This window comes from Variovorax gracilis (genome assembly GCF_030317115.1).
GTDB lineage: Bacteria > Pseudomonadota > Gammaproteobacteria > Burkholderiales > Burkholderiaceae_C > Variovorax > Variovorax gracilis.
Genome location: NZ_JASZYF010000010.1, coordinates 39,264 through 54,471 on the forward strand (window position 1 = coordinate 39,264; position 15,208 = coordinate 54,471).

The 15,208-nt window shown below is 67.8% G+C and carries 17 protein-coding genes; 3 read left to right on the plus strand and 14 right to left on the minus strand.

Annotated features, from left to right (window positions below; translation table 11 throughout):
* Positions 1-45: 45 nt before the first annotated feature.
* From QTH97_RS19765 to QTH97_RS19785, 5 genes are all read right to left on the minus strand, one after another.
* The gene (locus tag QTH97_RS19765) at positions 46-405 is read right to left on the minus strand and encodes a cupin domain-containing protein (protein ID WP_286570157.1); all 360 of its coding nucleotides are present in this window, start codon (positions 403-405) and stop codon (positions 46-48) included.
* A 12-nt stretch (positions 406-417) separates the two neighbouring features.
* Complete coding sequence (locus QTH97_RS19770) at positions 418-1,413, minus strand: quinone oxidoreductase family protein (protein ID WP_286570158.1); 996 nt, start codon at positions 1,411-1,413, stop codon at positions 418-420.
* Positions 1,410-2,297, minus strand: a complete 888-nt coding sequence (locus tag QTH97_RS19775) for a beta-keto acid cleavage family enzyme (protein WP_286570159.1) — start codon at positions 2,295-2,297, stop codon at positions 1,410-1,412. The genes QTH97_RS19770 and QTH97_RS19775 overlap by 4 nt, the downstream gene beginning before the upstream one ends.
* On the minus strand, positions 2,294-3,058 hold the full coding sequence (locus QTH97_RS19780) for an SDR family NAD(P)-dependent oxidoreductase (protein ID WP_286570160.1): 765 nt from the start codon (positions 3,056-3,058) through the stop codon (positions 2,294-2,296). The genes QTH97_RS19775 and QTH97_RS19780 overlap by 4 nt, the downstream gene beginning before the upstream one ends.
* Positions 3,059-3,188: 130 nt before the next feature.
* Positions 3,189-4,058, minus strand: coding sequence for a dioxygenase family protein (locus QTH97_RS19785; RefSeq protein ID WP_286570161.1), 870 nt, complete (start codon positions 4,056-4,058; stop codon positions 3,189-3,191).
* Positions 4,059-4,192: 134 nt separating this feature from the next.
* Between QTH97_RS19785 and QTH97_RS19790 the strand changes: the two genes are divergently transcribed.
* A complete protein-coding gene (locus QTH97_RS19790; RefSeq protein ID WP_286570162.1) occupies positions 4,193-5,224 on the plus strand; it encodes a LacI family DNA-binding transcriptional regulator in 1,032 nt (343 codons plus the stop codon).
* Here QTH97_RS19790 and QTH97_RS19795 read toward each other — a convergent pair whose 3' ends face one another.
* The 6 genes from QTH97_RS19795 to QTH97_RS19820 form a co-directional block, all read right to left on the minus strand.
* Positions 5,225-5,701, minus strand: a complete 477-nt coding sequence (locus QTH97_RS19795; protein ID WP_286570163.1) for a hypothetical protein — start codon at positions 5,699-5,701, stop codon at positions 5,225-5,227.
* A gap of 20 nt (positions 5,702-5,721) precedes the next feature.
* Positions 5,722-6,636, minus strand: a complete 915-nt coding sequence (locus QTH97_RS19800) for a glutaminase (RefSeq protein WP_286570164.1) — start codon at positions 6,634-6,636, stop codon at positions 5,722-5,724.
* The gene (locus tag QTH97_RS19805) at positions 6,633-7,535 is read right to left on the minus strand and encodes a DMT family transporter (protein ID WP_286570165.1); all 903 of its coding nucleotides are present in this window, start codon (positions 7,533-7,535) and stop codon (positions 6,633-6,635) included. Before QTH97_RS19805 ends, QTH97_RS19800 begins: the two co-directional genes overlap by 4 nt.
* The gene (locus QTH97_RS19810) at positions 7,532-8,071 is read right to left on the minus strand and encodes a BON domain-containing protein (RefSeq protein WP_286570166.1); all 540 of its coding nucleotides are present in this window, start codon (positions 8,069-8,071) and stop codon (positions 7,532-7,534) included. Before QTH97_RS19810 ends, QTH97_RS19805 begins: the two co-directional genes overlap by 4 nt.
* Positions 8,071-8,580: a flavin reductase family protein gene (locus QTH97_RS19815; protein ID WP_286570167.1), complete on the minus strand. Its 510-nt coding sequence runs from the start codon at positions 8,578-8,580 to the stop codon at positions 8,071-8,073. The genes QTH97_RS19810 and QTH97_RS19815 overlap by 1 nt, the downstream gene beginning before the upstream one ends.
* Before the next feature lie 178 nt (positions 8,581-8,758).
* Positions 8,759-9,988, minus strand: a complete 1,230-nt coding sequence (locus QTH97_RS19820) for a spore maturation protein (RefSeq protein ID WP_286570168.1) — start codon at positions 9,986-9,988, stop codon at positions 8,759-8,761.
* A gap of 78 nt (positions 9,989-10,066) precedes the next feature.
* On the opposite strand from QTH97_RS19820, the gene QTH97_RS19825 reads away from it, so the two are divergent.
* Positions 10,067-11,614, plus strand: coding sequence for an alkaline phosphatase D family protein (locus tag QTH97_RS19825; protein ID WP_286570169.1), 1,548 nt, complete (start codon positions 10,067-10,069; stop codon positions 11,612-11,614).
* On the opposite strand, the gene QTH97_RS19830 is transcribed toward QTH97_RS19825, so the two are convergent.
* Positions 11,606-12,535: a helix-turn-helix domain-containing protein gene (locus QTH97_RS19830; protein ID WP_286570170.1), complete on the minus strand. Its 930-nt coding sequence runs from the start codon at positions 12,533-12,535 to the stop codon at positions 11,606-11,608. The two genes, QTH97_RS19825 and QTH97_RS19830, sit on opposite strands and share 9 nt — an antisense overlap.
* Before the next feature lie 115 nt (positions 12,536-12,650).
* Here QTH97_RS19830 and QTH97_RS19835 point away from each other — a divergent pair, with 115 nt between their 5' ends.
* Entirely contained in the window at positions 12,651-13,442 is a 792-nt protein-coding gene (locus tag QTH97_RS19835) for a fumarylacetoacetate hydrolase family protein (RefSeq protein ID WP_286570171.1), read from the plus strand.
* 9 nt (positions 13,443-13,451) lie between these two features.
* On the opposite strand, the gene QTH97_RS19840 is transcribed toward QTH97_RS19835, so the two are convergent.
* The gene (locus QTH97_RS19840) at positions 13,452-14,207 is read right to left on the minus strand and encodes a fumarylacetoacetate hydrolase family protein (protein WP_286570172.1); all 756 of its coding nucleotides are present in this window, start codon (positions 14,205-14,207) and stop codon (positions 13,452-13,454) included.
* Positions 14,204-15,184, minus strand: coding sequence for a Bug family tripartite tricarboxylate transporter substrate binding protein (locus QTH97_RS19845; protein ID WP_286570173.1), 981 nt, complete (start codon positions 15,182-15,184; stop codon positions 14,204-14,206). The genes QTH97_RS19840 and QTH97_RS19845 overlap by 4 nt, the downstream gene beginning before the upstream one ends.
* Positions 15,185-15,208: the final 24 nt, after the last annotated feature.

Here is a 15,208-nt window from a genome sequence, read left to right on the forward strand (position 1 = left end):
TCGCTGGGGGATGAGGTACGACGGGATCGGGTTGCGCTTTCCGCCTCAGGCGGGCGGCGGTGCGTTCGCCATCACCAGCGCCACCAGAACGGGGCGGTTGGTGCGGTTGACGAGTTGCCGCTTCTCGCCGGGCGCGTAGCGGCAACTGTCATAGGGGCCGAGTTCCTGCTCGTCCTGCCGGCCGTCGAGTTCGGAGACGACGGTCAGCCGTCCTTCGAGCACGAGGTAGAGCTTTTCGATCGGCGAACCGTCGAGCGTGGTGTGACCGCCGGGCAGGATCTGGCTCATGCCCATCCACATCTGCGTCGAAGGGCCGGCGTCCTTGCCTTGCAGGCGCAGGCAGCGCATGTCGAAGTGGTTGGGCGCCTCGTAGGCCGGCGCCGAATCGAATCGGGTGACGTGCATGGCTGCTTCTCCTCAGGGGCGCAGGACGACACGGTCGGTGCTGCCCGACAGCACGAGGCGATAGGCATCGAGCGCTTCGTCGAGCGCGAAGGCGCGCGCCACGGGGAAGGGCTTCAGCGTGCCGCGCTCGAAGCCTTCGCGCATGGCGTCGAGCTGTGCGGTCGAGGCGATGCAGTCCATCGCGAGCGAATCGATACCGACGTAGGTGTGCATGCCGCGGTAGAACGCGAAGATGTCGAAGGGCACCGCGCGGTCCTGCGTGGAGATCAGGATCTGCGTTGCGCCCTTGGCCATCGCCTTGTTGGCCGCCTCGAAGTAGGCGCTGCCGACTGTGTTGTAGGCGATGTCGACGCCGCGTCCGTTCGTCAGCTCGCGCACGCGCGCCGCGATGTCGCCCTGCGTGGCATCGATCACATCGACCGGCGAACTCGCGAAGCCCTCGAAGGAACCGGCGCGCCGCTGCACCGCGATCACGCGCGCACCGCCTTGCGCGGCGAGCTGCACCGCAGCCTGGCCGACCTTGCCATTGGCGCCGAGCACCAGCACGGTCTGCCCCGACTGCGGCATGCCGCTGCGGCGAAAGCCCTCGTAGGCGGTGACGAAGGGCACGCCGACGGCGCCGGCCTCGTCCATCGAAATGCTGCGCGGACGGTCGCGCAAGGCTGCCACCGGGAGCACCAGGAAGCGCGCATGCGAGCCGTCGCGCGTGATGCCGACGTCGCCGCCCGAACCGTAGACCTCGCGGCCGATCCAATCGCTCGGACCGTCCACCACCACGCCGGCAAAGTCGCGGCCCGGCGTACGCGGCCACACGGCTTGCGGCATCAGGCCCAGCGCCGCCTTCACGTCGCTGGGGTTGACGGCCGCGGCGCCGACCTTGACCACGGCGAAGCCGGGCTTGGCGACAGGTTGCGGTTGTGGTGCTGCTTCGAGTCGAAGAGCGTCCAGGTTCGCCGCCTTCTGGCTCACGCGCAATGCGCGGGCGCTGTCGTTGATCACCGCGCTCATGCCCGGCCCTCCCGCAGTCCCAGCATCGAACGCGCCTCGCGCGCATTCGCGACTTCGCCGCCCAGGCTCTGGATGATGTCCCGCGCCTTCGCGACGAGCTGCGCATTGCTTTGTGCGAGCACGCCCTTGTCGAGGTAGATGTTGTCTTCCATCCCGACGCGCACATGGCCGCCGAGCAGCCATGCCTGCGCAACGATCGGGAATTCCATGCGGCCGATGCCGAAGGCACTCCAGAAGGCGCCGCGCGGCAGCATGTCGCGGGCATAGAGCACGGTTTGCGGAGTCGGCATGAAGCCGTACTTCACGCCGAGCACCAGTGTCCACATGGCGGGCCCTTCGAGCGTGCCATCGGCAATGAGGTCGAGCGCCATGTGGATGTCGCCCGAGTCGAAGATCTCCAGCTCCGGCTTCACCCCGGCGTCGCGAATCACCTTCGCCATGCGGCGCACGTTCTTCGGCGTGTTGATGACGACGTCGGGCCCGGAGTTCATCGTGTTGAGGTCGAGCGAGCAGACGTCGGGCTTGATGAGTGCGATGTGCTCGACGCGCTTTTCCGGCGGCAGCAGCGTGCTGCCCGGCGCCGCCACCTTGGGGTCGTCCTCGCTCGGGATGAAGCGGCCGCCGGGGCCGGTGGTGAGATTGATGATCAGCTCGCGGTTGGCGCGGCGGATGCGGTCCACCACGTCGCGGTACAGCTCGACCTGCATGGACGGTCGGCCCGTCTCGGGGTCGCGCACATGGATGTGGACCTGGCCGGCACCGGCTTCGGCGGCGGCGAGGCATTCGTCCGCGATCTGCGCAGGGGTGATCGGCAGGTGCGGCGTCTGCTCCGGCTTCACGAGGTTGCCCGTGACGGCGCAGGTGATGAGGGTCTTCGTGCTCACAGGTGCCTCCCCCCATCGACCACGATGCGCGTGCCGGTGACGAAGCGCAGCGTCGTCGCGAGCGCCTCCACCGTCGCGGCCACGTCTTCGGGCAACCCGATACGCCCCAGCGGCGTCGTGCTGGCCATCTTGGCCTTGAAGTCGTCGCCGCGTCCCGGCACGAAGGCGGATTCGACCGCGCCCGGCGACACCGACACCACGCGCACGGCAGGCGCCAGCGCCTTGGCGAGCGCATCGCCCACCACGTCCAAGCCGGCCTTGGCCGCGACATAGGCGAGATTGCTGCCCACGCCGGTGAATCCGGCGATCGAGGAGATGTTGACCACCAGCCCGTCGCCGCTTGCCTTCAGCAGCGGCGCGAAGGCGCGGATGGTGGCGAACACGCCGCGGAAGTTGGCGCGCAGCAGCTCGTCGATGAGTTCGTCCGTCAGCGCGTCGAGATCGGCCGCGGGCACCGGCCGTGTGTGGCCGGCGCTGTTCACCAGGATGTCGCAGCGGCCGTGGGAGGACTGCACCTCGGAGGCGGCGCGCTGCAGGCTGGGCGTGTCGACGATGTCCGCGCGGATCGCCGAATGGCGCTGGCCGGCGGCGCTGGGCAGAGCGGCAGCGCGGGCGTCAGCGTCCTCGCCCTTGCGATGCAGCAGCACGCAGGTCGCGCCGAGCGCTGCGAGCCGGCGTGCGCTCGCGTAGCCGATCGCGCCGAGGCCTCCGGTGATGACGGCCACCTTGCCGTCGAGTCGGGTTGCGGGGTCAAAGCTCATGAGTTTTCCAGGTTGAAGTCGCGTTGAAGGGGCGTACGGGGGCTGCCGCGGACCCGGCTTCGCCGGTCCGCCAGCATGGCCCCCTGCACGGAGGTTGGCGGCCACACGAAGTGGGCAAGCCTGGGGGTGCTCAAGGAATCGGTGGGCGAGGGAACTTCATTTCCCCCGGCTCCAGAACGAAGTCGTGCTGCAGGGTCGCGCGCTGTCCGCCTGGCTCGAGCTCGTAGCGCCCGATCAGCTTGCGCGTCACGCCGAACACCGGATCGCTTTCGAGGTTCTCGTCGTCGTCCGCGAACACCTGCGTGATCAGCACCTTGTGTCCCGGCTTGCTGACCATGAAGTGCAGATGCGCGGGGCGGTTCGGATGCCGAAGCTGCGCACGCAGCAGGTCACCGCAAGGCCCATCGGTCGGCACCGGATAGCCGGCCGGCCGCACGCTGCGGAAGTGAAAGCGCCCCTCGGCATCGGTCTGGAAGCGTCCGCGAAGGTTCATGTCTTCCTGCGCCGCGTCCTGGTTCTCGTAGAGGCCGACGGGCGAGGCTTGCCACACGTCGACGGTGGCGCCGGCCACCGGCTGCCCGTCGGCGGTGCGGACGCTGCCCGACACCTCCAGCGGAACGCCGCCCGGCGTCTCGGAGCGCGCGATGTTCTCGCCCGCATCGCACACGGGCGCGTTGGCGCGCCAGAAAGGACCCAGCAGCGCAGCGGGCGACTCGCCTTGCGGGTCCTGGTTGTTGAGCAGTGCGACCAGCGTCGACACGCCGAGCAGGTCGGCGGCCAGCACGACCTCGTTCTTGGTGTCGCCGCTGGCCTGGCCGATGGCGACGAGGAATCCGAGCGCGTGCTCGAACTCGTCCTCGGTCAGCTTCACCTCCTGCACGAAGGCATGGAGGTGGCGGGCCAGCGCGGCCATCACGGTCCGCAGGCGCGGATCGGGTGTGCGGTCCATGGCGTGGAGGGTCATCTGCAGCACGGAATCGGGGGTGGTGACGATGTTCATGGTGGGCTGGGGTTTATGCAAACGTTTGCAAATTAAACTCCGGTTTGGGCGGAACGTAAAATCAGGGTATCCCCTTGACCCTTATGAAAACCGGGTCAAATTGGCATCTGCTCCAAGTTCAATCGTTTGCATTCATGAACCCTTCGGCATCCTCCACCGTCACCATCCGCGACGTCGCGCAGGCCGCAGGCGTGCATGTGTCCACGGTGTCCCGCGCCCTCAATCCGGACAAGCGCGGGCTCATCAGCGCCGAGGTGCTTCGGGTGGTCGAGGAGGCGGCGCTGAAGCTCGGCTACCGGCCCAACCGCGCGGCTTCGGCGTTGCGCACGGGGCGCACGCACACCATCGGCGTGCTGGTGCCGGACATCACCAACCCCGTCTTTCCGCCGATCCTGCAGGGCATCGAGGCCAGCGCCGCGGCGCGCGGCTACTTCGTCTTCGTGACCAACGTCGTGGACCATGCACTGGCCCGGCCGATCGTCGAGCGCATGCTGGCGCAGCGGGTCGATGGGCTGGTGATGGCGACCGCCACGCGCGACGATCCGCTGGTCGACTACATCGCCAAGGCCGGGATGCATGCCGTGCTGGTCAACCGGGCCGACGAAACCGGGCGGCTGCCGGCCGTGGTAAGCGATGACCGGCTGGCGATGAAGCTCGCGGTCGACCACCTCGTGTCGGCAGGGCACCGACGCATCGGCCACCTGGCGGGGCCGCAGAACATCCCGACCGGCGTGGGCCGCCGGCAAGGCGTGGAGCAGGCGCTGCGCGACCGCGGGCTGGAGATGTCCTGCGTGGTCGAGTGCGAAAGCTACAGCCGCGAAGCCGGCCGGGCCGCGATGCAGCAGTTGCTCGCGGCGCCCACGCGACCCGACGCGGTGGTGTGCTGCAACGACCTCGTCGCACTCGGCGCGTACGACGTGCTGCGCGAACACGGCATCCGCGTGCCGCAGGACATCTCGATCACCGGACACAACGACATGCCGCTCGTCGACATGGTGAATCCGCCGCTCACCACCATCCGCCTGCCGCACCGCGAGCTGGGCTGGCGCGCGGCGGAAATGCTCTTCGACGAGATCGAGGGCAAGGCGCTGTCGGCGTCGACGGTGGTCCTGCGTCCGGAACTGGTCGTGCGCGAGTCGACCCGCAACCTGGTGACCGCCGCCTGATCAGCGCGGCTTCTGGAAGCCGCCTTCGATCCAGGCCTCCGCGCTCGCTGCGTTGAGCTTGAAATCCGGCCTCACCCGCGCCTGGCCGAGCGCTTCGCCGGATTCGTCGTGCGCCCGCAGCACAGCATGCGGATTGTCCTCGTCGGGCACGATCTGCAGCGATACCCGGATGCGCTCCGACCCGGCGCCGATGCTCACATGCTTGTTCAGTTGTGCATGCAGTTGCTGCTCGTGCCGGCGCAGCACTTCGGATGCGGTCTTCACCAGCGTGTGGAAGGCCGGCGCGTCGAGCGGCTTGGGGTTCTTCTTGTCGCGGCCCATGGTCCATGGCCCGACCAGTGCGGGCTCGGGGTCGCCGTGGCGCGTCATCGCGACGGCCCAGCCGTCGTCGTCCTCGTTCTTGATGACGCGTGCGGTCCAGAGCTCGTCGCTCCAGAGAGTGGCTTCTTGAATGGGGGTTGCGGCTTCTTCTGTCATGTCGGGCGCGTTCGCGCGAATCAAAAAATGGAAAGGCCGGTGCGCGCGACGAAGAGTTCGAGCGCCTTCATGCCCAGCAGGGAATTGCCCGTCGCATCGAGCGCGGGCGACCAGACGCATAGCGTGAGCTGGTCCGGCACCACCGCGACGATGCCGCCGCCCACGCCGCTCTTGCAGGGCAGGCCGATCGAGAAAGCCACGTCACCGGCGGCGTCGTAGGTGCCGCAGGTCAGCATCAGGGCGTTGATGCGGTGCGTGTGGCGCTCGGTGGTGATTTCCGGCTCGCCATCGAAGGGGTGCGCGCCGTCGCGGCACAGGAAGCACGCCGCGCGGGCGAGTTGCACGCAGTTCATGCGAATCGCGCACTGGTGAAAGTACATGTCCAGCACTTCGCTCACCGCATTGTCGATCTTGCCGAAGCTCTTCATGAAGTTGGCGAGCGCGATGTTGCGATAGCCGGTGGCGGCTTCGGACGCGGCGACTTCGTCGTCGAAACCGACCGGCTCGCCGCACAGGCTCGACATCAGCGCCAGCACGTCGGGCTTGGCGTGGCCCCGGCTGACCAGCCGGTCGGCCACGGCGATCGCGCCCGCATTGATGAAGGGGTTGCGCGGCTTTCCATGTTCGTTCTCGAGCTGCACCAGCGAGTTGAACGGATTGCCGGAGGGCTCGCGGCCAATGCGCTCCCACAGCGCGTCGCCCATGCACCGCATGGCGAGCGTGAGCGTGAAGAGCTTGGAGATGCTCTGGATCGAGAACGGCGTGGCCGCGTCGCCCGCCGAAGCCTCGACACCCTCACGCGTTCGCAGCGCGATGCCGAACTGGTTCGCCGGTATGCGCGCCAGTGCGGGGATATAGCTGGCCACGGCGCCCTCGGCGCCCAGCAGTGGACGCATCTCTGCGTTGATCTGGTCGAGGACGGGCTGGAAGTTCATGGCTTCAGGGCGGGCCGCCGGTTCACCAGCACGATCCCGAGTGCCACACCGGCGAGTGCCAGCACGAGTTGCAAGGTGAGCGATTCGGACAGTAGCACCACGCCGAACACCAGCGCAAACAGCGGCGTCAGAAAGGTGAAGGACGAAATGCGCGTGGCCGGGTAGTGCCGCAGCAGCCACATCCAGGCCAGGTAGCTCGCGAAGGCGCCGATGGCGGTCTGCAGCGCGATCGAGAACCAAGCGTAGGTCGAATACGAAAAGCCCCATTGCTCGCCGAGCATCAGCGACAGCACCGGCGACACCGCCGCGGTGACCGCGATTTGATAGAAGAGCGTCTTTTCGGCGCTGGCCGTCGCAAGCTTGGTGGTGCGGATCGCCATCGTCGTGAGTCCCCACAGCACGCCGGCCGCGAGCGCCAGCGCATCGCCGTGCAACTGGCTGGACGTGCTGTGTCCGAAGCTTTCGCTGAAGGCCAGGATCACGCCCGCGAAGGCCAGCGCGAGGCCGACCCATTGCATGCCGTGCAGCCGCTCCGAGGGCACGACGCGCGGCAGCAGCACGGCGACCACGAAGGGCGCGGTGTAAAGGAACACCGTGAGCCGGGAGGCCGAGGTGTGCTGCAACCCGATGTAGATGCAGACGAACTCGCCCGCGAACAAGGCGCCGGCCAGCAGCCCGCCTGGCAGCGTGCCGTCGCGCTCGAACAGCGGAACGCCTCGCGAACGGCACCACAGCCACAGCAGCACGACGGCACCTGTCATGCGGATCGACGCCTGCCAGAGCGGCGGCACTTCGGTGACGGTCGTCTTGATGAGGATCTGCTGCAGCCCCCAGAACGCGCAGCAGGCGATCAGGAGGGTGGTGGCGCGGGAGTCGAGATGGTCCTTGCGGTCGATCATTCTTTGTCTTTTTGTTGATGGGTCGCGAGCGGATAGGGCGGCTTGCCGCGGGTGCCGGCCATGAGGTCGGGCACGACGGTCTCGACGTCGGCCACGGCCTTCGCTGCGCGTTCGAGCCGTCGGGCCAGGTCACGCGTCGGCACGCAGCCTTGCAGATAGACCCAGCGGCGCTGCACCGTCACCCACACGCTGCTGCGGCGAGTGCCCGGCACGCCGTCCAGCGCCTTGCGTACTTCGGGCGCGATGGCCTTGTCGTAGCGGTAGGCGTTGCTGTCCTTGCAGCGGCCGGCGAGCCAGCAGCTGGTGCCGCGCTCCAGCCGGCCGTGCATCTGGGAACGCACCTCGGCAGGCGTGTAGAGCGGCCCCAATGGCACGGGGCAGTCCTTCAGGCCCGACGACACCTGGAAGAACGGGTCGTCGAAGAAGTTGGTCCGCGCCTCGCTTTCGGCGGCATGGACTGCAGGTGAGACGGCAAGCAGCAGCACCGCGAGCGATGGCGTGCAGGAATGCGCCCGGCGAGAACTCGGCCCGTCCATCAGAGCGGATGCTCGGTATAGAAGCGTCCGCCGTGAAACAGGAGCGGCGAAGCGCCGGCGCTGTGCGAGCAGCGCTCCACTTCGCCGACGAAGATCACATGGTCGCCTTCGTCATACCGGCTGCGGTTGAAGCACTCGAAGCTCGCTGCCGCGCCCACCAGCACCGGCGCGCCGCCGACGCCCTCGCTGTAGACGACATCGGCCCAGCGATCGACGTCCTTCGTTGCGAAACGCTCCGCGAGATCCTTCTGGTTCGCCGCGAGGATGTTGATCGCGTAGTGCGACCCTGTGCTCAGCGCGGCCATCGACGCCGCACTGCGCGCCAGGCTCCACAGCACCAGCGGCGGATCGAGCGAGACGGAGTTGAAGGAGTTGGCCGTGAGGCCGACCAGTGTGCCGTTGGCGGAACGCGCGGTGACGATCGTCACGCCGGTCGCGAACATGCCGAGGGCTGCGCGGAACTCGTCAGTCGAGAAGGAGGGCGGTTGCGCCTGGGCGGGAGCGGTCACGGGGAAGCGGGAAGGAGAGTGAGGGGCTATTCTGGCCGATCCCGCCTCGACAAGTTTGCAGGACCCGTGCAGTCTGGTCCAGGAATGCCGCGGAACCGGCTTCGCCGGGCCGCCGGCATTGCCCCCGGCGGGGGGCGGGCGGCCACGCGAAGCGGGCAAGCCTGGGGGCGAGTTCCACCTATCCGAAGAACCAGTAGCCCACGCCTATCGCGGCCAACACGCCAGCCAGTTCAGCCAGCAAGGCGCAGCCCACCGCATGTCGCGCACGCTGGATGCCGACCGCACCGAAGTACACGGCGAGCACGTAGAACGTCGTCTCGGTGCTGCCCTGGATCACGGCTGCGACCAGCGCCGGGAAGCTGTCGACGCCATGGGTCTTCATGGTCTCGATCAGCATCGCGCGTGCCGCGCTGCCGGAAAAGGGCTTGACGAGCGCCGTGGGCAACGCATCGACGAAGCGCGTGTCCCAGCCGGTCCACGCCACCAGCCATCGGATGCCTTCCAGCGCAAGATCGAGCGCACCCGAAGCGCGCAGCACGCCGACGGCGCACAGCATCGCGACCAGGTAGGGCAGCAGGTTCTTCGCGACGTCGAAGCCTTCCTTCGCACCCTCGACGAAGCATTCGTAGACCTTGACCCGCCGGATCGCGCCCACCAGCAGGAAGGCGACGATCAGGCCGAAGAGCGTGAGGTTTCCGAGCAGCGACGACAGCGATGCCAGGGCCGCGGCCGACAGGGTCGCGAGCAACGCCATGAAGCCACCCAGCAACAGCGCGCCGGGCAGCAGGTAGGCCAGCACCACGGGGTCCCACAGCTTCAGCCGCTGCATGACAGCGACCGACAGCAGCCCTACCAGCGTCGACGCGCTGGTGGCGAGCAGGATCGGCAGGAACACCATCGTCGGATCGGCCGCGCCCAACTGCGCGCGGTACATGAAGATCGTGACCGGCAGCAGCGTCAACGACGACGCGTTGAGCACAAGGAACAGGATCTGTGCATTGCTCGCCGTCGTCGCGCTCGGGTTGAGCGTCTGCAGCTCGCGCATCGCCTTCAGCCCGATCGGCGTCGCAGCGTTGTCCAGTCCCAGCGCGTTGGCCGCGAAGTTGAGCGTGATGAGGCCGAGGGCCGGATGGCCCGGGGGCACCTCCGGCATCAGCCGGCGAAACAGCGGGCCGAGCAGGCGCGCGAGCCGGTCCACGATGCCGGCTGCCTCGGCGATGCGCAGGAAGCCGAGCCAGAGCGTGAGCGTGCCGAAGAGCAGCACCATCACCTCGACGGAGAGCTTCGCCATCGCGAACAGGCTCTCGACCACGGCAGCGAACACCGTGGCGTCGCCGCCGACGAGCCAACGCGCGAGCGCAGCCACCGCTGCCGTCAAGAAGAAGCCAAGCCACAAACCGTTGAGCACACGAATCCTTGCTGCGAATGCGCGCCGATCATAGGGGGCACGTCAGCGGGTGCCGGCCCGCGCGCTACATTCGCGGCCATGAACTTGAGCCGCAGAGATTTGAACCGGGCCGCACTGTGGCTGGCATTGGGGAACTGGGCCGCGCCCTTGCGCGCCGAAGAGAAGCCGGCCCCGCGCTGGTCGTCGAACCCGTTCACGCTCGGCGTAGCGAGCGGCCAGCCTCGGCCGGACAGCGTCGTGCTGTGGACCCGGCTTGCGCCCGGGGGCGAGGAAGATGCCGCGCGTCATGCGAAGACCGCGTGCGCCGTCCAATACGAGATCTGTTCGGACGCGGCCTTGCGCCGGACCGTCGCCCGCGGCGAGGTGTTGACCGATGCATCGCGAGCGCTCAGCGTGCATGTCCACGCGCGGGGCCTGCAGCCGCAGCGCGACTACTGGTATCGCTTCAGGTGCGGCAACGCCGTCAGCCCGGTCGGCCATACGCGCACCGCGCCGTCGCCCGATGCGGATGTGCGGCGCCTGCGCTTCGCGCTCGCTTCCTGCCAGCACTACGAGCAGGGCTACTTCAGGTCGCATCGGGAAATCGCCGGCCGCGAACTGGATTTCGTGCTTTTCGTCGGCGACTACATCTACGAAGGCAGCAGCCCGGCCTACGAGGTGCGCAAGCACGGCACCCGGACTCCGTACACCCTCGACGCCTACCGCGACCGCCATGCGCTCTACAAGGGCGATGCCGATCTGCAGGCTGCCCATGCTGCGCATCCATGGATCCTGACCTGGGACGACCACGAGGTCGTCAACGACTATGCCGGCGACCGGGAGCCGGCCCGCGACGATCCCGAGCGTTTCCTGCGCCGCCGCGCAGCGGCCTACCAGGCCTACTTCGAGCACATGCCGCTGCTGATTCCGCCGCAGGGCAGCGCGATGCGGATTCATGACCGCTACACCTGGGGCCGCCTGGCCGAGCTCTGGACGCTCGACTGCCGGCAATACCGCAGCCGCCATGGCTGCCCCGATCCCGAGCGTGACGTCGGCCGCACGGTCATCGGCTGCGCGGAACTTGCAGAGCGCTCACGCACGATGCTCGGCGCCGAACAGGAGCGCTGGCTGGCACAAGGCCTGGCCGCTTCGACCCGGCAGTGGAAGCTGCTCGGCCAGTCCTCGCAGGTCAGCGCCACCGGAATCGACACGCCCGAAGGCCGCAAGGTCTGGACCGATGGATGGGACGGCTACCCCGAGGCTCGTCGACGCTTGCTGGATGGCGCCCACAACGCAGGCGTGCGCAATCTGGTGGCGTTCGGCGGCGACGTGCACCGCCATGCCGCAGCCGACCTTCGCGTGGTGCCGAACGACAGCGCTTCGCCCGTCGTGGCCACTGAATTCGTCGGTGGCTCGGTGACTTCCAAGGGTGCCAGCATGGCCGCCATGGCGCGCATGCGGCGCGACAACCCCGACGTGGCGCATGCGCGGGGCGACCAGCGCGGCCATGCGTTCGTGGACATCACGCCTCGACAACTGCAGTGCGAGTTTCGCGCCACCGCGCACCCGGTGCTGGCCGATGCGGCCTTCGACACGCAGGCCCGCTTCGTGGTCGAGACGGGCCGCGCTGGCCTTCAATCAGCCTGAGACCTGCGTGCGCATGGCCTGGGCCTCGTTGCGAAACTGCCGCGGCGTGACCCCGGTCCACTGCCGGAACCGGCGGCCGAAGTAGACGGCGTCGCCGAAGCCGCATCGGTGCGCGACATCGCCGATGCGGTCGGTGGAGGTCAGCAGCAGTTCCTTCGCATGGTCCAGTCGCCGCTCGGTCACGAGTTCGGTGAAGGTGCGATCGGTCTGCTTCTTCAGCAGGTGCGCGAGGTAGTTGGGCGACAGCATGGCGGCGGCCGCCGCATCGTTGAGCGACATTTCCTCGTGCAGGTGTTCACGCACGTAGCGCATGACGCGTTGCAGCGCGTCGTGCCGCGAACTGCGGCCGCTGTGGCGTGCCGCATGTTCCAGCAGTTGCGCTTCCCGCCGCTGGCAAGCCAGTCCGAGCAGTTGCAGCAGGATGCCGCGAATCGCACCTTGCGTACCGAAGGAGCGGGCCTGGTTCAACGCGGTCAACTCGTCCAGCCAGCCGAGGATGCGGGCGAAGTCCGTGTCGCCGAAATGGAAGTCGACGTATTCCTGAAAGAGAAACGGCGCCAGTTCCGGCAGGCGGGCGATGGAGACTTCTTCGAGGTCCAGCGCTTCCACGTCGAGTTCCGGCCAGAGAAAGCCCTGGTCGAAATTGATGATGGCGTAGCGGGAGCCGGGCGGATGCGGAACGACATGCACGCGATAGGGCAGCACGAAGCTCACATGGCCCGTGCCAAAGGGCCGCACCGCGCCGCCGATCACTTGCTGCGAGCCACCCTGAACGCTCACCTGAATCTGGAAGTACTCGTGCCGGTGCGGTCGCGCGAGAACGTCGCGGGCACCTTCGAATCGGATGTCGAAGTCGAGGTGGTTGGCACGCTCTTGCATGCCGTACAGGCGGAGGCTGGGATGGCGGGACGTCGTTGGCATCGGGCGATCGTAAGGGTGTGTGGGTTGCGTCCGTGTTCTGCGTAAATGCGTGCGGCATCGCGACCGCATACGGGTCCAGAATGAATCTTTTCAGAGCACCCCTAGGAGACAAGACATGTCCAGTTCACGTCGCGGCCTGCTGGCGACATCCGCCGCCATGGCCAGCGGAGCCCTCGTCGGTTGCGCACTGCCGGCCGGCGCCGCACGCTCCCCGAGCACGCCTTTCGAAGTGTCTTCGTCGACGATTCCGATCGTCGGCAGCGAGCAGGTTTTTCCGGTTCGCCGCATCTATTGCATCGGACGCAACTACGCCGCACATGCGCGCGAGATGGGTTCCGATCCGACGCGCGAGCCGCCTTTCTTCTTCCAGAAGCCGGCGGATGCGATCCAGGTCGTCATGCCAGGGACCGTGCCCAACCATCCCTATCCGAGCCTGACGAAGAACTACCACTACGAGGCCGAACTGGTGGTCGCGTTGTCCAAGGGAGGAACCAACATCCCGATCGAGAACGCGCTGTCGCATGTGTACGGTTACTCGCTGGGCCTGGACATGACGCGCCGGGACCTGCAGCGCGAGATGGGCGACCAGAAGAAGCCGTGGGAGATCGGCAAGAGCTTCGACAGCTCGGCGCCGATCGGGCCGATCCATCCGGTTGCGAAGGTGGGTCATTTCACCGATGGCGCGATCTGGCTCAAGGTCAACGGCCAGACCAAGCAGAGCGCGACGCTCAAGCACATGATCTGGTCGGTGGCCGAGCAGATCAGCCGGTTGTCGCAGGCCTTCGAGCTGATGCCCGGAGACATCATCTATTCCGGTACGCCTGAGAACGTCGGGCCGGTGGTGCGCGGCGACTTGATCGAAATGCACATCGACGGGCTTCCGAACCTGTCGGTCCGCGTGGTCTGATCCAGAGGCTCAGAGGCGGGCTTCGGCCCGCCCGATGCCCGGGAATTCGACAACCACCGTATCGCCCTTGCCAACGGGCAGCACGCCGACCCACGAACCGGTGGTGACCACGGTGCCGGCGGGCACGGTCGCGCCGTTGCGCGTCGCATGCCGCAGCCAGATCGGCAGCAGCCAGGCGGGATCGCCCATCGAGTGCGCGCCCTTGCGCAGATCGGTTGCGCTGGAGCCGATGCGGGTCTCGCACGTTTGCGCCGCCCAGTCGCGCGCGGAGTAAGGCACCCAATCACCCAGTACCAGCGCACCATGCGACTGCTGGTCCGCGAGGCGCAGCAGGGCCGAAGCATTCGCCGGGTGTTCCCAGCGTGAATCGACGATCTCGATCGAGACGGCCATCGCATCGATCAAGGCCGCCGCTGTCTCAGGCGTGAGCGCCGCGGCGCGCTCGGGCGTCACGGCTTCGCCGAGGCGCAGCGCGATCTCGGATTCGATGCCCGGCGCATTGAAATGCATGTCGCTGTAGTTCGCCGGGCTGGCGCGCACGCCGGCCGGCGGCAGTGGTGCGTGCGTCAGCACGGCATCACGCGAAGGACCGCCGGACTTCCAGTGGCCGGGAACGGCCGTGCCGAACCAGCCCATCGCCTGCGCCACTCGGTCCTGCACGCCATAGGCCTGCGCCGCGTCGCCCACGCCGTCCCGCCAGGCCGCCGCATCGAGTGCGCGACCCTCGCGCCAGGCCGATGCCAGGGATTCCGCCAGATCGGTCATGCGTCCACCTTCACCTTGCCGTCCTTGACGACTCTCGCCCACTTGTCGATCTCGCTGGAGATGAACTTGGTGAACTTCTCGCGCGAGCCGCCGCCGTCCTCGGCGCCGTAGGTGTCGAGCCGCTCCTGCACATCGGGCATGGCGAGAACCGTGTTGACGTCGCGATTGATCTTGTCGGCAATGCCCGTCGGCAGCTTGCCGGGGCCGGCGAGCCCGTACCAGGTGGTGGCCTCGAAGCCATCGAAGCCCTGCTCCTGCATGGTCGGAATGCCCGGGTGGCCCTTGGCGCGCTTGAGTCGTGTCTGGGCGACGCCGACCACCTTGCCGCTCTTCACGTGCGGGGTGGCGGCCGTCATCGTCTCGAAGCTGTACTGAATCTGGCTGCCCATCAGGTCGGCCAGCAACGGCCCGCTGCCCTTGTAGGGCACATGCATTGCATCGACCTTGGCCTGCAGCTTGAACATCTCCAGCGCCAGATGCTGCGCGGAGCCGGCACCGGCCGAGCCGAAGCTGACCTTGCCCGGTTCCGCGGCGCACAGGGCCACGATGTCCTTGACCGTCACGGCCTTCTGCGTGGGGCTCGCGATCAGCAGATTGGGCGTCACGCCGACCAGCACGATCGGCACGAAGTCGCGCTCGACGTTGTAGCGCAGCTTGGGCTGCAGGCTCGGCGCCAGGGCATGGCTGTTGATGTGGGCCATCAACAGCGTGCTGCCATCCGCCGGCTGGGTCGCCACGTATTCGGCCGCCAACACGCCCGCCACGCCGCCCTTGTTCTCGACGATGACGGTCTGATTCCACATGACGGCCAGCTTCTGGGCGACCACCCGGGCCAGCGCGTCGGTGCCGCCGCCCGGCGGAAAGCCGACCACGATGCGCACGGGGCCCGAGGGCCAGTCCTGTGCGAACACGCTGGGCACGCCGAGGGTCGCGGCCGCCGCCGCGCCTGCGGCCTGGATGAAGGAACGTCGTTGCATGTTGTCTCCGTTTTCTTGAATGAA

Bases quoted from the DNA above. Each gene is read 5' to 3' on its own strand.
- QTH97_RS19840 (WP_286570172.1), bottom strand. From the start codon at position 14,207: ATGACCGATCTGGCGGAATCCCTGGCATCGGCCTGGCGCGAGGGTCGC.
- QTH97_RS19795 (WP_286570163.1), bottom strand. From the start codon at position 5,701: ATGACAGAAGAAGCCGCAACCCCCATTCAAGAAGCCACTCTCTGGAGC.
- QTH97_RS19780 (WP_286570160.1), bottom strand. From the start codon at position 3,058: ATGAGCTTTGACCCCGCAACCCGACTCGACGGCAAGGTGGCCGTCATC.
- QTH97_RS19805 (WP_286570165.1), bottom strand. From the start codon at position 7,535: ATGATCGACCGCAAGGACCATCTCGACTCCCGCGCCACCACCCTCCTG.
- QTH97_RS19825 (WP_286570169.1), top strand. From the start codon at position 10,067: ATGAACTTGAGCCGCAGAGATTTGAACCGGGCCGCACTGTGGCTGGCA.
- QTH97_RS19770 (WP_286570158.1), bottom strand. From the start codon at position 1,413: ATGAGCGCGGTGATCAACGACAGCGCCCGCGCATTGCGCGTGAGCCAG.
- QTH97_RS19810 (WP_286570166.1), bottom strand. From the start codon at position 8,071: ATGGACGGGCCGAGTTCTCGCCGGGCGCATTCCTGCACGCCATCGCTC.
- QTH97_RS19835 (WP_286570171.1), top strand. From the start codon at position 12,651: ATGTCCAGTTCACGTCGCGGCCTGCTGGCGACATCCGCCGCCATGGCC.
- QTH97_RS19800 (WP_286570164.1), bottom strand. From the start codon at position 6,636: ATGAACTTCCAGCCCGTCCTCGACCAGATCAACGCAGAGATGCGTCCA.
- QTH97_RS19830 (WP_286570170.1), bottom strand. From the start codon at position 12,535: ATGCCAACGACGTCCCGCCATCCCAGCCTCCGCCTGTACGGCATGCAA.
- QTH97_RS19790 (WP_286570162.1), top strand. From the start codon at position 4,193: ATGAACCCTTCGGCATCCTCCACCGTCACCATCCGCGACGTCGCGCAG.
- QTH97_RS19765 (WP_286570157.1), bottom strand. From the start codon at position 405: ATGCACGTCACCCGATTCGATTCGGCGCCGGCCTACGAGGCGCCCAAC.
- QTH97_RS19785 (WP_286570161.1), bottom strand. From the start codon at position 4,058: ATGAACATCGTCACCACCCCCGATTCCGTGCTGCAGATGACCCTCCAC.
- QTH97_RS19845 (WP_286570173.1), bottom strand. From the start codon at position 15,184: ATGCAACGACGTTCCTTCATCCAGGCCGCAGGCGCGGCGGCGGCCGCG.